Below are 15835 nucleotides of genomic sequence, written 5' to 3'. Positions count from 1 at the left end.
GCCCGCTTCCATTAATCTAATCTAATAATTGGTTGTCTTTCATTATTACCTAATACAATTTTACTCGCCACTGCATCTACTTGTTCTTTAGAAATCCCTTGTTTCTCCAAATCAGAAACTTTGAATTGACTTGCGTACCCTTGATTAATTTCATCGTTATAATTAAGAACTGCAGCTTGAGTACCACCAATAATTACGTATTCACGTGAAATACCAACATACGTAACGTAAGGACCGCAAACTGGACTCACTTCATAAAAATCCATTCCATTAGGTGCACCTGCTATATTGAGTGCTTGTTTTCCTTTAATCAATCTGATTTCATTTACCTTGAATGTATGTGTTTGACCTTGCATGATTCCAGTATACTTACCTTCTAATACTTCTTGTCCGCTAATAAAGCGTTTATTTAAATTAGGATTTAACAGCATCAAAGCCACATTATGCTTTATTTCTTCTTGTGTTAAAGGTCCTGTCTTTTGTACATCAACTGTTTTAGCTTCTGTCTTTGTTTCTTGTTTAACATTTTCCTTTTTCTCTTCTTTTTTACTGTCTTCAGCTTTCGCTTTATCTTTTTCAGTTGTTTTAGTTTCTTGTTTCGGCTTTTCTGTTTGTTTACTCTCTTCGTCTTTATGTCCGCACGCTGAAATTAATAATACTAATAAACTTGCAATAGTGATGATTCTAAGTTGTTTCATGGCTTATCTCCTTAATTTTCAGGTACGTATTGTAACGTATGCGGTGTTACTTGGTAGACATGTTTTGCCAGTGCATCTACTTTAGCTTGGTTTAAATTAAGATTCTCTAAATCTTTCACTTTAAAGATTTGTGTGTCTGCTTGTTGAGTGAAACCATTATAATCAAGGTCAAAGTTTTGCGCCATGCCGTCTTGATCACTGATGTTTGATGTTCCGATTACAATTTCGTCATTACTAATACCCACTAGTATACGCTTTTCGTTTTCTTTCTGCGGTATCAAATAGTAGTAATACATACCATGAGGACTGTTCTTTAACTGAGGAACCCATCCAGAACTGAAGAGTACAAAATTAGAAAAGTGTTTCGCTTCTCCATCCACTGTTGTGTAAGATTTACGTTCTAAATCTCCAGCTGTCACAAATTTTTTGTTTAATTTGCCATCCATTAACATCATCGCAACGTGTTTACGATCTAATGCCGATTCAGCACCAGGAAAAATTTGTGCAGGGTCTTTGGCTTTGCCTTTGACTTCTAAAGATGGTTCATTATTGTTTTGTGAAGATGTGTCGGTTTTTTCAGATGTTTGTTTGTCAGATTCGCTTTTTTGATGGTCTGTGTTTGATTTTTCTTTTGTTGTTTCTTTTGTGTGTGTTTCTGTTTTTTCTTCTTTAACCACAACTTTTTTCTCTTGTTTCGTATTGTTGTCTTTGTTAGTTTGGTTTTCGTCATTAGATGTTGCGTCTTGTGACTTGGATTCGGTTGGTTGTTCTTTTTGATTATCTGCTTGCTTGTGTGTATCTTCTTTATGGCCGCAACCGGCTAATAAAGCTGCAGAAGCAAGCAAACCTGTCATCAAATGATGTAATTTCATGATGTTACCCTCCAATACATTTGCTAATTATATATTACACAATTTATATAATGCACTCAACGCTTATTTCTTAGCTTAATCCCCTTTATTCTAGGTTTTATAATGCATTTATATGGGAAGTTAATAATAATGAAATTTGAAATGAAATTAATTTAAATTTCACTTTCTACACTTTTCAAATAGAAAGGAGTCAGCACATGACTGAAATAAAAGTCGGTATCATTGCGGCACCTGGTTTTCCTATGCAATTATCCGAAAAGCTGTCAGCTGATCTTCCCTCTACTTTGAACCGAGCACTAGAACAAGACATCACTTGGAATTTCCAATGTGTCGAAAATCCGCTCATCGGTTCAGCGGAAGATGTTAATCAGAGTTTAGACTTTGCGAAATCCATTAAAGATGAAAATCAATGGGACTATGCGATTGTCGTGACAGACCTACCTATTGTAGAGGAGAAAAAGGTAGTTGTCGGCAACTTAGATGAACCGATGGGAACAGGCTTGGTTTCGATACCTGCCTTAGGTTTTATCAGGGTAAAACAAAAGCTTAAACAATGCCTGCTTTACTTTGCGGGAACAGTTTATCTTTACCATAACGAACAAGATAAAACCAAACGCAATTTGAACTTGTCTTTATTCACCCGCATCAAACCCGAACATACGATACTGGATGATAAACAAGAAAACGATATGTTAACAGAGAATGCGCAAGAAAAAGACAATCAAACTTCTCATTCTAAAACTACGACTAAATTTATCTTAAGACCTCTGATAATCAGCTGGATTTTACTCTTAGCAGGAATGATTAGAGCGAATCAGCCTTGGAAAGAAATCCCTAATTTCAAAAAGATTATTTCACTCTCTTTTGCGACCGCAACCTATTTAACGATTTTCTCAACACCTTGGCAATTGAGTATTGAATATTCTAATTTACGTTTTATTTTCATGACCACACTGGCCATCGGCGGTATGGTCTTATGGATTATGTATGCCCATTCATTATGGGAGCATCCTACTACAATGACGACAAGAACCTATCGTACTGTTTATAACATCACAACGGTGTTTACACTGCTCATTATTATTGTATTAAGTTATTTAATCTTATTTGTACTCTTAATGATCAGTGTCGCATTGTTCGTGCCTAATGATTTATATAACATGAGTACATCCAACGAAGGTACACGTACGATCGCACAGTTCCTATATCTGACATGGTTTGTGACGTCTCTTGGATTCTTAGCAGGTGCACTTGGTGCTTCTGTAGAGAACGAGCAAAAGATTCGAGCAATGACTTATTCTTATCGTCAACGTGCACGTTACGAAGAAGCTCAACGATGGGAAGCTTCGAATTACTATTCATCAGATGATACAAACAATCAATCATAATCTCATAATTAAGAAAGGAGGATGCATGTTATGCAAGAACTTGTAGTAGGTATCGTCGCAGCACCTGGTATCGCAAATCAGCTTTCGCGCAAACTTGTGGATACTTTACCTCAACTTCTGCAAGATAATATCTCTTCGCAATTCAAATGGAAAATCGAAGTTGTTGTCGATGAGTTGACCGGTTCAGCTGAAGAAGCTGATTTAGCTTACCAAAAAACAGAAGACTTCTTAGATAAATATAACTGGCATTATATTATCAGCTTAACGGATTTACCTTTGTTTCATGATAATGAATCCGTCATAGCCGTCGATATCAACGAAGAAAACGGCGCAAGTATTATTTCTATCCCTGCATACGGATGGCGTCCATTGACGAAACGGTTAGAAAAAACCGTCATCACCGTGATACATGAAATCAATGTTCTGTTTCGCGACCATCCGAATCAAAATAATAATCATGAAAATCATCAAGATGCTTACCGCAACATCTTCCCTTTCTCCAACTTGAGAAAGCTGAGAACGTATACCGATGATACACATACGATGCATATTCGTTATATTGTCGCTTCAAAAGCTTCAGGGTATTTCCGTTTATTAAGCGGTATGACGTTTGCGAACAACCCGTTGCGATTAATGAAAAGTATGAACAGTGTCATCGCTATCGCCTTTACAACAGGTGCTTCAGGACTGATTTTCTCTACAATGTGGCAGCTAAGTAATTCCTTTACCACATTAAGACTGACGATTATGTCCCTGCTTGCGATATTCGGTATGATTCTTTGGATTATATTGGCTCATAACTTATGGGAAAGCGAACGCTGCAGTGAAAATAAATTAATAACCAGACTGTATAATTTAACTACTTTGACAACACTTACGACATCAGTATTGATTTATTATATTACCTTGCTTATTATCTATTTAATCGCATCACTGATACTATTGCCGCCTAGCTTTTTAGGCAATGCATTAGAGCTTTCGCATCCTGCACCTTTCACATTGTATTGTTCTATCGCATGGTTCGCAGCTTCACTTTCAACCATCGCAGGCGCAATCGGTGCAGGTATGCGTAACGAAAAATTAGTACGTGAAAGTACTTATGGTGCAAGACAACAAATGAGAAAAGCACTCTTTAAAGAACGCCATCATATGCAATAGTCATTTTAAAGAATCAGGACCAACTGTGTCTTGATTCTTTTTCTTTATACTTTTTATTACAAGGTAAGCCTTCGGGTTGTCTGAAGTCAGACCCCTCTACCCTCTTAAAACCCCATTACATCAACGTTTTAGAAGTTATGCGCTATCTCTATTTGAGGGACTGACTTAGAAGATAATAAATGTTACCGTTTACACTTAACGGTATAGGCTATGCTATAACTAAGGGACTTAAAGAGGGGGAAAAGAGATGAAATTTAACAAACAACATATTAACCGCGTTGACTCAAGTCAAGCTAAAAAAAGTGTTGTCGCAACCGGTATCGGCAATGCGATTGAATGGTTTGATTTCGGTTTATACGCACAGATGGCCGTGATCATCAGCGCTAACTTTTTTGGAAATATGCCTAAAGAAATTCAACTCGTTTCAACGTTCGCAGTCTTTGCCTTTGCGTTTATCGTCCGGCCGATCGGCGGTATCTTTTTCAGCCATGTCGGAGATAAACACGGCAGAAAAGCTGTATTGTCCTGGACCATTATCTTGATGGCCGGATCAACATTGGTCTTAGGACTACTGCCTACCCAGCACAGCATTGGGATATGGGCACCTATCTTATTGCTCATTGTGCGCTTAGTTCAATCATTTTCAACTGGCGGCGAATATGCAGGTGCGATGACTTATATCGCAGAAACTTCACCTGACCGCGCAAGAGGCAAACTCGGGAGCGGCCTTGAAATCGGTACACTTGCTGGTAATATTCTCGCTGCTGCACTTGCAGGGATTATGTATTCGTTACTGACAGATGACCAAATGGCTTCATGGGGATGGAGAATACCATTTATCATCGCCGCACCGCTTGGTATTGTCGGAGTATTATTACGTACACACTTGGATGAAAGCCCAGCTTATGAAACATCGCTCGAAGATGAACAAGACCAAACTTATACTTATAAGGACATCTTTAAATATTATTGGAAAGACATCATCGTTGCCTTTACAGGCGTCGCATTTTTAAATGTCGCAAACTACATGGTACTGTCCTATATGCCGTCATTCCTAAACTCAACCATCAACCTTGGCGGTACTGTCGGCAGTATCCTCAGTACATTGACAATGGCCGTGATGATTCCGTTTGTCTTCTTCTTCGGCTGGTACAGTGACAAAATCGGAAACAAACGTACTGTTATGTTCGGCTTAATCGGCTACAGTTTATTCTCTGTTGTCGCATTTTGGCTGATGACCAACCCATCGATTCCAATGATAATCGCAGGATTGATGCTGATTGCTTTATTCATGTCAACGTTTGAAGGCGTTATGCCTTCAGTCTTGCCAAGCATGTTCCACACTAAAATCAGATTGCGTTCATTATCTCTTGTTTATAATATCGGAGCCGCAATCTTCGGCGGTTTGACACCGTTTATACTGTCACTGCTCGTTGAAACGACAGGACAGCGCATTGCGCCGTCATACTATCTGACACTCATCAACGTATTAGGATTGATTATCTTCGGTTTAATGTTCAAATCTACATCCAACAAGTCGTTAAGAGGTTCTTATCCGAACGTCGCATCACAATCCGAATACCAAGATGTAGTAGAAAATCCTAAAGATGCATTATGGTGGGAAAGTGAAATGAAGGACCGCGAACAATCTTAAATACTTCATTTAACTTTTAACTAAAGTCAGCACGCCCTAACAAATCACATTGTTAAGGCGTGCTGTTTCATGTTATCGACATTCCACTATATGCTTAATTTTGTATGCATAGCTCATCCTATAACAAACACACTAGACGTTACAACACTGCACAACCTCCAATATGTAGTTCTGCTAATCACTTTCTAAAGCTAAGGCATATTGTAATAACTGTTTAACTGCTTGACTTTGTATGTTGTAATAAGCCATCTTTCCTTCTTTCTCAAAAGCAACAATGTCTTTTTTATACAAAGTACGTAAATGATGAGAAGTAGACGCAATACTCATATTCAATAACGTCGCAAGATCACATACACATAGTCTTTCTTCTTTGAACAACGCCAATAAGATGGTCAGCTTCTTACTGTCTCCAATAGCACTGAATAAATCCAGCACCTCTAAAGTATGCGGTGTATTCAGAAACGATTTCGCGTCTTTGACTTTATCTTCATGTACATAATTCATCTCGCATTGATCTTCTGCCAAGTTATTTCACTCGCTTTCTAGAAAATGAAACTTAATATTGTTTGAATGGTTCTGTTTTCAATAATGATATATAGGCCTAAACCAATATAGATGACAGCCATAATCCAGCGGTTATACTTTTCAACCGTTTCTCCTATTCCAGGTACTTTTGATAATTTTTGTGCTGAAAGGACCAGCAAGAAAATCATGATCACAAATACAATCAGTGTCACAATCAACTTAGGCAGCGTTAAACTCACAAAATAAGGGACGAATAATCCAATGTTATCAGCGCCGCAGCTGGCAAGTGTTACCAGTGCGACAATGCCTATAAGTTTCGACATCCCTTTTTCATCCAATTCTTTTTTCGCACGTTCTTCCCCTTCGCAATCATCAAACAAAGCAACTTTAATCCCTAAATATAAAGGAATCAGACCTAATAGACCTAACATCCACTTTTCAGGTACATAATGCAAGACAAAAGCAAAGAACAAGCTAATAACAATCAATGCGCCTGAACCGAGAAACTGTCCGATATAAATATCTCTGTATTCTTTTTTCGTATGCGCACGTGCAAAATAAATTAACAATATGACTAATAAATCTAAGGCTGTGGCAGTATAGAGTACCACCGCAGTCAATGCGGTTTGAAACATCTCTCCACCTCATTCAAGTCTTTTTTGAGTATAGAATAGCACTTCCAAGTTTTACATTCAAATTCATTTTTGAACGAAAAAAGACTTTCGCATCCGCAAAAGTCTTTTAAATCTTTTATTTCGTTAATAATGCCTTGACAGCTTGTGCAAATGCTTCGGGCTGTTGTGCATAACCGTAATGTCCGCCTGGAACTTGTGCCATCGGTGCTTTTAACACGTGACTGAAATAACGTGCCGCTTCATAACCTAGCGATCCTTTTGAATCTTCTCCTTGAGCCACGATAATGTTTATCGCAAGTGCTGTATCTTGTGCATAAACAAATGAGTAGTTCATATATTGACGTAATTCATATTGAAGCCAAATTTCAGTAGAAGCCCTGCTTCTCATTTGTGCAGTATCTGGTGAACAAACTGCACAAGGTGCAATTGTATTTTCTACCAATACGTTCATATCCGTTTGAGTGGGCTGTACCATACTTTCATATTGACGCATCGCAGCAGGTACACCTTCTATCATAGCAGTCCGTACGATTTGTTCTGCCTGTGCTGCATAAGCTTCAGCATCCGGCAAAACTGATACATTTAAAGGTTCATGAAGCAATAAAGTTTCTACCCATTCTGGATAATCCAATGCAAACTGCAGTGCCGCTGCAGCACCCGTATCTGTCGCAAAAATTGTTACAGACTTGTCTGTAATCGACTCCAAGATGGCCTTCATATCCAGCACATCTTGTTTCAATCGATACGTATCTTTCGAATTCGCAATAGAAGCCGGCAGCGGTGCAGTGAGTTCGCTTGCACCATAGCCTCTTCTATCCGGCAGGATGACTGTGTATTCTTGTTTCAATGCTTGTGCTGTTTCTATATAACTGTCATTGATACCGCTGGCACCTGGAATAAACAACAAGATAGGCCCTTGACCAATCATGTCATAACGCAGTACAGCTTGTTCTGTTTCTAAAGCATACATCTCTCTCGTTCCTTTCGCTCTAGTTATTACTGCCATCATATCTCATTCGTCATCTTTATATAAATCAACCGCTTCACGCGTCTGACTCAGATGTTCTAAATGCGATGCATAGTCTTTTGACAAGTAAGAATAAAATAATGTATCGACTGTCATTAACTGCGCAATCAACGAACTCGTTGCGGCTAAACGCAAACTCCGTTCAGAACTCGCACCATGTACTAAACAAATATCAGAAACCTGTGCTAGTTTTGAATCTAATCCGCTCGTCATACCTATAACCGGCACACCATAGTGTTGTGCAACCTCAGCTAAGCGCAATGTTTCTTGATTACGTCCTGAATTCGATATGCCTATCATAAGCGTCTCATCATCTCCGCCTGCCAAAACTGTCGCAATAATATGTGCATCAGAACTTTGTATAACATGCATGCCTGCACGGGTAAACTTTTGAAAGATGTCTTCTGCGACAATATGGCTGGCGCCTACACCAAAGACCACCAGTTTCTTGCATTGTCTCAAGTGCTGTACTGCTTGATTCAACACTTGGTCTTCCAATAAATCTTCTGTGGTTTTTAATGTGTATTCCGCTCTGGAAAAGAGCGTTCGTTTAATTTCAGACGGCGAGGCATCTTGTGCAATCTCCTGATAAACATTTTCTTGATGCTTCGGCAAATCACGCGACAGCGCAAGTTTTAATTCTACTAAGCCTTTAAATCCTAATTTATGCACACAGCGGATCACTGTAGCAGAACTGGTTTTTGTTTGTCGTCCGATGGCTTGTGCACTCATAGCAAGCACCGCTTTTGGTGCTTCAACCATATACTTAGCGACCAGCTGTTCTTGTTTTGTCAGCTGCGCCATATGTTCTTGAATATAAATTAATATTTGTTCACTGGCCATCTGTTTCACGTCCTAATCATCAATTTCTTGTGGTGCCGTCATTTCCTTCGTTGTCCCGAAGAAATAAGTCGCTGCAAAACCGCCTGCATACGCCGCAAGAATCCCTGCAATATAACCGAGATACATATTATCATAAATCAGCGGAATCAATGATAGACCGCTAGGTCCGATTGCGACCGCACCGATATGTCCGATGCCTCCGATAACTGCACCTCCAATACCCCCGCCGATACAAGCTGTAATAAACGGACGGCCTAATGGTAAAGTCACACCATAAATCAATGGTTCACCGATGCCTAAAATACCTGCAGGCAATGCACCTTTTAATAAACGGGTAATTTTCTTGTTCTTACGGCATTTCACCCATAACGCTAAAGCTGCGCCGACTTGTCCTGCACCTGCCATCGCAAGTACCGGCAATAAGAAAGTCGCATGATCTTGGTTGATCATTTCAATATGAATCGGTGTAAGTACTTGGTGCAAACCGAACATTACGAGCGGCAAGAATGTCGCACCTAAAATAAAGCCGCTGAAGGCACCGCCGATATCTAATACCCATTTGATAATTCCTAATAGCCCTTCAGATACTACACCTGCTATCGGCATAATCAAGAAGATTGTGACCAGACCCATAATCAACAATGTAATAGTAGGTGTCACAATAATGTCCACCGCATTCGGAATGATTTTATGCAGACGCTTTTCAACCATCGCTAGCAGCCAAACCGCAAAGATAACACCAATCACACCGCCTTGTCCTGGTGCTAATGCTTCGCCGTTAAAGATATTATGCAGCGGCTGTTCAGGCGTCATCCCTGTCAGCATTGTCGTACCGCCGATAACACCGCCGAGTCCTGGTGTCGCACCGAATTCTCGTGCTGCATTAATTCCGACATAAATGACTAAGTACGCAAGCAAACCGCTCTTGATAATATCAAATACTAAAGTGAGCTGTTTCCATACTGCACCTTCTATCACACCCGCTGATAACATGTTCGTCAATACAGCCGCAATCCCGCCGATAAGTCCTGCACCGACAAACGCTGGAATCAACGGTACAAAGATATTCGCAATCGTACGCAGTACTTTCTTCCATTTAGACTGCTTTTGATTCTTTTTCATCTGCGTTTTAAACAGCATGGCTTCTTCTTCTACGCGTGCTTTGTCAGATTGATGTGCATGATGCGAAATATCTTCCCCTAATGGTGTTCCAATTATCTCGCTCATTTCATTGGCCACTTTATTCACTGTACCTGGTCCGACAATGACTTGAAGGGTATCATCTTCAACTACACCCATGACACCATCAATAGATTTTAAACCTTCGATATCGACCTTTGAATAATCGATAATATTCATACGGACACGTGTCATACAGTGAATCACACGTTCTAAGTTCTCTTTACCTCCTACATGCTTTAATATTTCCTGGGCAATCTTTCTCTCTTTTGTCATTGCGTTTCACGCTCCTTAAGTCCTTCTGATAAAACCATCCGCCTTTTTCAATCGATCTAATGCTTCCGCATATTTAATATCATGCAGCCCCATGACTATCGCAGCTTTAACATTGCCTCTGCTGCTGTAGAAGAGCTGCTTGGCTTGTTCTTCACTAGTACCTGTTACTTCTGAAATGATATTGAAAGCACGCTGTTTCAATTTTTCATTCGTCGGTTTAACATCTACCATTAAATTTTCATACACTTTGCCGATACCAATCATGGCACCTGTCGATATCATATTCAGGACCAGCTTTTGTGCTGTACCTGATTTTAAGCGTGTCGAACCTGTCAAAATCTCAGGTCCTACTTCCACTTCGATTGCGACATCAGCTATCGCTCCGATTTTCGTACCTTTATTGCATGCGATGGCTGCTGTGTTGGCACCGACTGACTGTGCGTATTCTAAACCTCCGATAACATAAGGCGTTCTGCCGCTTGCGGCTAAACCAATCACCATGTCATCTTTTGTTAATTCGATTTCTTGCAAATCTTGCGCACCCAGTCCTAAATTATCTTCAGCACCTTCAATCGCTTCAGTCATGGCTTTAGAGCCTCCTGCAATCAAGCCGATAACATCATCTCTTGTAACACCGAACGTCGGTACACACTCAGCCGCATCCAAGACACCTAAACGACCGCTGGTACCTGCACCCATATAAATCAAACGTCCGCCTCTTTTAAACGAAGCAATGACGTTATCAATCACCTGCGTAATATAATCCTGTTCTTGTGCAATTGCTTGTGCCACAATCTGATCTTCTTGATTCATCAACGTCACAAACTCTGATGTGCTTAATTGATCTAAGTTTTTTGTTTTCTCATTGCGCTGTTCTGTTGTCATTTTCTTAAAGTCCATGGTCTTCCTCCTCTCTTCCTATTAATTGAAATGCCGTACCGGATGCGATTAAGTTGAGACAATCAATATCTTTCGGCTCAATATGCCCTAAGACATTTACTGCCGCATCTGCCGGCAAATCTGTACGTGTAATTTGAAGCTCATTCATATAACGGCCATAGAGATGATTATCTAAAGTAATAGTACCTGTCGGACGCTCTACAGCATTTTGCGTTATGACTTCATCTTTAAATTGACGTCGTGCTTCTTCTGCTCTGACCACATCACGCGCAACATCTAAACGGTTATGATACGTACCTAAATAGGGACTATCTTGATTTAAGTCAGTACGTAATAACACTTTTCGCTGTTTGACGTAATGATTGAATTGCTGAATTAAAAAGTTATCGATTTGACTGTCACCGATACATGCGATGTCGCATAAATCATTTTCAAGTTCCGCTGCAGCAGCTAAGGGATGCATATTGCGATGTGCTTCAAGTGTCGGTAAGCCACGATAAATCGGACCACGCAGTTTTGTCCCTTGCACAAATGCCATAATTTGAATTTCTGGGAACGCACCTTTTAAGCGTTCATTGATGTGCTGGAAAAAAGAACGGTCTAAACCTGTCTCAGGTCTCGGATAATAATTATGCGCTACAAGAATGTTCTCTTGTGAAATGGCACGATCGCTCAGTGCTCTTAAAATACGAAAAGCATCCGTGCTCGCATTCAACATCACCGCATGTTTTTGTTCCACATAATCTGCCAAGACATCAATCTCTGCCCCCTCATCCAAACGCACAATATCAATACCTGCATCTTCAATACTTTGCGGCTCTTCTAAAGAAAGATCCAGACGTGCTAATGTATCTGTATTCACATCCGCAATAATACGTGCACGATGTGCATTGATTTGTGCCAATTGTGCTAAGCGTGTTAAATACACTTTTTCATCTTCTTCAGGGATTTGGAGTGACGTAAAAATATAACGGCAGCCTTGATCTAGCATTGTTTCAAGATAATCTTCATCAAAGGGTTCTCCTAAATATACAGAAAAACCTAATTCCATTTACTTCACCTCTTTTTAGATTCATTCATTATCCATGTACCCCAAAAATAGAGATAAGCATTTATGTAATCGCTTACATTATCACACATATGAAATAACATTACAATATACACATGCGAAAAACTTTATTTTGTAACAAAGTTCCAAAAATACTGATTATATAAAAAGCACGCTCCTCTTAAAAAGGAACGTGCTTAGAAATACATCATTGAATTTTAGTCATGTTGTCTTAATTATTTTTGATAATCATAAGCTTTGATAATAATATCTTTTAATTCACTGATTAATGGTTCTTTAGGGTTCGCTGTTGTACATTGATCTTCATATGCAAGTTCTGCCATACGATCTACTGTTGCATCTAACACTTCTTGTGTCACACCTTGGGCTTTAAGGTTCATTTCAATACCGACACTTTGGCCTAATTCATAAACCGCATCTGCGAGTGCTTCGACTAAAGCTTCTGTTGTTTTGCCTTTTAATCCTAAGAAGCGTGCGATATCCGCATAATCTTCGTCAGCTCTGAAGTAATCATATTTAGGGAATAACGCGTGTTTTTGCGGATCTTTCGCATTATATCTGATAACATGCGGTAATAAAATCGCATTGGTACGACCATGCGGAATATTATATTCTCCGCCGATTTTATGTGCAATAGAGTGACTGACACCTAAGAACGCATTCGCAAAGGCCATACCTGCTAAAGTAGACGCATTATGCATTCTTTCTCGTGCTTCAGGATCACCGTCATTTGCGGAAGCTTTCAAATAATTAAAGACGATTTGTATCGCTTGAAGACTTAAGCCTCTTGTATAGTCGTTGGCTAACACAGAAACATAAGATTCAATCGCATGTGTTAATACGTCCATACCTGTATCGGCAGTCACTGAACGCGGTACACTTAACACAAATTGCGAATCTACAATTGCGATATCTGGTGTTAATGAATAATCTGCTAATGGATATTTCACATGTGTATCACTGTCAGTGATGACCGCAAACGGTGTCACTTCTGAACCTGTACCAGAAGTTGTCGGAATACAAACCATTTGTGCACGTTGTGCCGGTAAAATTTTATACGTACGTTTGCGGATATCTAAGAATTTTTGTTTAGCGCCGAAGAATGATAAATCCGGATGTTCAAAGAATGCCCACATGCCTTTAGCGGCATCCATTACAGAACCGCCGCCGATTGCGATAATGACATCTGGTTGGAATTCAATCATCAGTTCTAAACCTTTGTATACCGTATTCGTAGAAGGGTTCGGTTCTACATCGCTGAATATACGTACATCAGGCACGTCTGTTCTGCTCGCAAGCACTTCTTGTACACGTTTGGCATAACCTAAATTCACCATGCCTGCATCCGTTACAATCATGACACGTTCAATGTCTTTCATTTGTGTTAAATACAAAAGCGAATTTTTCTCAAAGTAAATTTTTGATGGCAGTTTGAACCATTGCATATTATTTCTCCTTTTAGCGATTGTTTTGACATTTATCAAATCGACTGCAGAAACATTATGAGAAACAGAGTTGTGTCCATAAGAACCGCAACCTAATGTTAAAGATGGAATCATTTCATTATAAATTCCGCCGATACCGCCTTCAGCTGATGGTGAATTAATCAATACACGGCATGCATTCATACGAATACCGAAATCTTTTTGAAGCGCTTCGTCTTCTGTATGCACTACTGCAGTATGTCCTAAACCGCCTAAATTCAACATACCTTCGCATAACTCCAATGCTTCTTCGCGATTCTCTGCTTTTACCATCGCAAGTACAGGAGATAATTTTTCGCGTGACAGCGGATAATCAGGACCTACACCTTCAAGTTCCGCAATCAGCATTTTTGTCCCTTCTGGTACTTTAATACCGACAGACGCTGCAATTTCTGCGGCAGGTTTTCCTACGATATTCGCATTGACTGCACAGCGATCTTCACGCATGACAATGCTTTCGAGTTTAGGTAATTCATTTTTCTTCACAACATAACATTGATGAGCTTCAAATTCTTTTTTCACTTCGTTATAAATTGCTTTATCTACGATAACCCCTTGTTCAGATGCACAAATCATACCGTTATCAAATGTCTTAGATACAATCACATCATTGACAGCACGTTTGATTTTCGCTGACTTTTCAATGTAGGCAGGTACATTACCAGGTCCTACGCCTAATGCCGGTTTACCTGTAGAATAAGCTGATTTCACCATCGCAGCGCCGCCTGTCGCAAGCACTAACGCAATTTTTTCGTGATTCATTAATAATTTAGTGGCTTCCAATGAAGGTTGTGTGATCCATTGGATAACATGTTCAGGCGCACCTGCTTTGAGTGCTGCTTCGTAAATTACTTCTGCCGCAAGTGATGATGATTGCTGCGCACTTGGATGGAACGCAAATACTATCGGATTTCCTGTTTTAATCGCAATCATCGCTTTGAAAATAGTAGTAGAAGTCGGATTGGTCGTCGGTGTTACACCGCAAACTACACCTACCGGCGATGCGACATACGTTAAACCGCGTTGTTCGTCTTCTTTGATGACACCGATAGTCTTGTTGTATTTGATAGATTCCCAAATGTACTCTGAAGCATAGAGATTCTTGATTGCTTTATCTTCATAGATACCGCGTCCTGTTTCTTCATATGCTGCTTTGGCTATTTCCATGTGCTTATCCACGGCTGCCATTGCCATCGCATGTACAATCTTATCAATTTGTTCTTGATTCAACTTTGCTAATTGATGCAACGCACGCAGACCGTTATCTGCCAGTGTATCAATCATCTGTTGTGTAACGTTCACTTCTGTTTCTGGTTTTTCATTCTGAGCTTGTGTTGATGCAGTCATTTCGATTCCTCCTCAAAGTTCAAATCCGCTTGCTTTTAATTTGTGAATTATTTCACAAACATAATAGCTTACTTTCTGCAAATAGTAAATGAAATTCTATTTATTTTCTTTCAATTTCCAACACTTTTGTGAACATGTCATTTTATGAAAAACCCTTGAGATTAGTAACCATGTATATGTAAGCGTATTCTGAAAAATTACAATATAAAAAAACTTCATCCTGCACTTAAGCAAGATGAAGCCTGATTTATAGTTTGCGAATCATTGCCATTAAAATAAATTGTAACGGCAAACGACTATAAAGTGCCCATTTGGGCGGCTGTATATTCCCTAGCGGTAATTGTTTGCGTGCCATATAGATGTTAGCCGGAAAGACCGCAAGCAAAAAGGCATTTATGCCTTGTTTGAATTTCTGACTTGGACGTTTGATAAAAAGTACTGCACTGATCCATAACTCGATGACGCCTGTCACAACTACTGCTGTTTTGCGTAAGTGCAAATACTTCGGCACAATACGTGTAAAACCTTCTAAACGTATGAAGTGCATGATTCCTGCTAACCCAAATAAGCATGCTAAACCATAACGCATTACCTTTTTCAATGAGGCCACCTTCTTCTTTTTATTTTCGGTTTTATTATTTCATATTCTCCCTGTTCTTAACAAAACATTAAAAACTTTTACAAAAATTCAGAATATTTGGTTTAAAATGTAACTTTTTGGGAATAGTAATTTTAGTCAGAATCATTCAGTCACAAATTATTTCGGCAAGGGGGTAGGCA

General features: G+C 39.5%; 14 protein-coding genes. 3 read left to right on the top strand and 11 right to left on the bottom strand.

Features of this window, described 5'->3' with window-relative positions; all coding sequences use genetic code 11:
• Window positions 1–11: 11 nt before the first annotated feature.
• Window positions 12–698 (bottom strand): hypothetical protein, encoded by a 687-nt coding sequence (locus tag C7N65_RS12550; RefSeq protein ID WP_158698114.1) that lies wholly within the window; start codon window positions 696–698, stop codon window positions 12–14.
• An 11-nt stretch (window positions 699–709) separates the two neighbouring features.
• Window positions 710–1570, bottom strand: a complete 861-nt coding sequence (locus C7N65_RS08905; protein WP_105994128.1) for a hypothetical protein — start codon at window positions 1568–1570, stop codon at window positions 710–712.
• Window positions 1571–1767: 197 nt separating this feature from the next.
• Here C7N65_RS08905 and C7N65_RS08900 point away from each other — a divergent pair, with 197 nt between their 5' ends.
• The 3 genes from C7N65_RS08900 (at window position 1768) to C7N65_RS08890 (ending at window position 5770) form a co-directional block, all read left to right on the top strand.
• Window positions 1768–2958: a hypothetical protein gene (locus C7N65_RS08900; protein WP_105994127.1), complete on the top strand. Its 1191-nt coding sequence runs from the start codon at window positions 1768–1770 to the stop codon at window positions 2956–2958.
• Window positions 2959–2988: 30 nt separating this feature from the next.
• Window positions 2989–4116: a 5,10-methylene-tetrahydrofolate dehydrogenase gene (locus tag C7N65_RS08895; RefSeq protein ID WP_105994126.1), complete on the top strand. Its 1128-nt coding sequence runs from the start codon at window positions 2989–2991 to the stop codon at window positions 4114–4116.
• A 247-nt stretch (window positions 4117–4363) separates the two neighbouring features.
• The gene (locus tag C7N65_RS08890; protein ID WP_105994125.1) at window positions 4364–5770 is read left to right on the top strand and encodes an MFS transporter; all 1407 of its coding nucleotides are present in this window, start codon (window positions 4364–4366) and stop codon (window positions 5768–5770) included.
• 174 nt (window positions 5771–5944) lie between these two features.
• Here the strand turns inward: C7N65_RS08890 and C7N65_RS08885 are convergent, their stop codons facing one another.
• From C7N65_RS08885 to C7N65_RS08845, 9 genes are all read right to left on the bottom strand, one after another.
• Complete coding sequence (locus tag C7N65_RS08885; protein WP_105994190.1) at window positions 5945–6274, bottom strand: ArsR/SmtB family transcription factor; 330 nt, start codon at window positions 6272–6274, stop codon at window positions 5945–5947.
• A 38-nt stretch (window positions 6275–6312) separates the two neighbouring features.
• Complete coding sequence (locus C7N65_RS08880; RefSeq protein ID WP_105994124.1) at window positions 6313–6930, bottom strand: CadD family cadmium resistance transporter; 618 nt, start codon at window positions 6928–6930, stop codon at window positions 6313–6315.
• A gap of 115 nt (window positions 6931–7045) precedes the next feature.
• Window positions 7046–7939 carry an alpha/beta fold hydrolase gene (locus C7N65_RS08875; protein WP_234019072.1) on the bottom strand — a complete coding sequence of 298 codons (894 nt, stop codon included), beginning with the start codon at window positions 7937–7939 and terminating at the stop codon, window positions 7046–7048.
• A 3-nt stretch (window positions 7940–7942) separates the two neighbouring features.
• Window positions 7943–8800 (bottom strand): MurR/RpiR family transcriptional regulator, encoded by an 858-nt coding sequence (locus tag C7N65_RS08870; RefSeq protein WP_105994122.1) that lies wholly within the window; start codon window positions 8798–8800, stop codon window positions 7943–7945.
• A 12-nt stretch (window positions 8801–8812) separates the two neighbouring features.
• Window positions 8813–10255 carry a PTS transporter subunit EIIC gene (locus tag C7N65_RS08865; RefSeq protein ID WP_105994121.1) on the bottom strand — a complete coding sequence of 481 codons (1443 nt, stop codon included), beginning with the start codon at window positions 10253–10255 and terminating at the stop codon, window positions 8813–8815.
• 15 nt (window positions 10256–10270) lie between these two features.
• Entirely contained in the window at window positions 10271–11155 is an 885-nt protein-coding gene (gene murQ / locus C7N65_RS08860; RefSeq protein WP_105994120.1) for an N-acetylmuramic acid 6-phosphate etherase, read from the bottom strand.
• Window positions 11145–12206 (bottom strand): MupG family TIM beta-alpha barrel fold protein, encoded by a 1062-nt coding sequence (locus C7N65_RS08855; RefSeq protein ID WP_105994119.1) that lies wholly within the window; start codon window positions 12204–12206, stop codon window positions 11145–11147. The genes murQ and C7N65_RS08855 overlap by 11 nt, the downstream gene beginning before the upstream one ends.
• Before the next feature lie 233 nt (window positions 12207–12439).
• A complete protein-coding gene (adhE, locus tag C7N65_RS08850) occupies window positions 12440–15055 on the bottom strand; it encodes a bifunctional acetaldehyde-CoA/alcohol dehydrogenase (protein WP_105994118.1) in 2616 nt (871 codons plus the stop codon).
• Window positions 15056–15302: 247 nt separating this feature from the next.
• Window positions 15303–15644: a hypothetical protein gene (locus C7N65_RS08845; RefSeq protein WP_105994189.1), complete on the bottom strand. Its 342-nt coding sequence runs from the start codon at window positions 15642–15644 to the stop codon at window positions 15303–15305.
• Between the last annotated feature and the right edge of the window lie 191 nt (window positions 15645–15835).

This window comes from Staphylococcus simulans (assembly GCF_002994445.1).
In the GTDB taxonomy this organism is placed as follows: domain Bacteria; phylum Bacillota; class Bacilli; order Staphylococcales; family Staphylococcaceae; genus Staphylococcus; species Staphylococcus simulans_B.
Note: the sequence above shows the minus strand (reverse complement) of the source record. Positions and strands in the feature narration are given on the sequence as shown.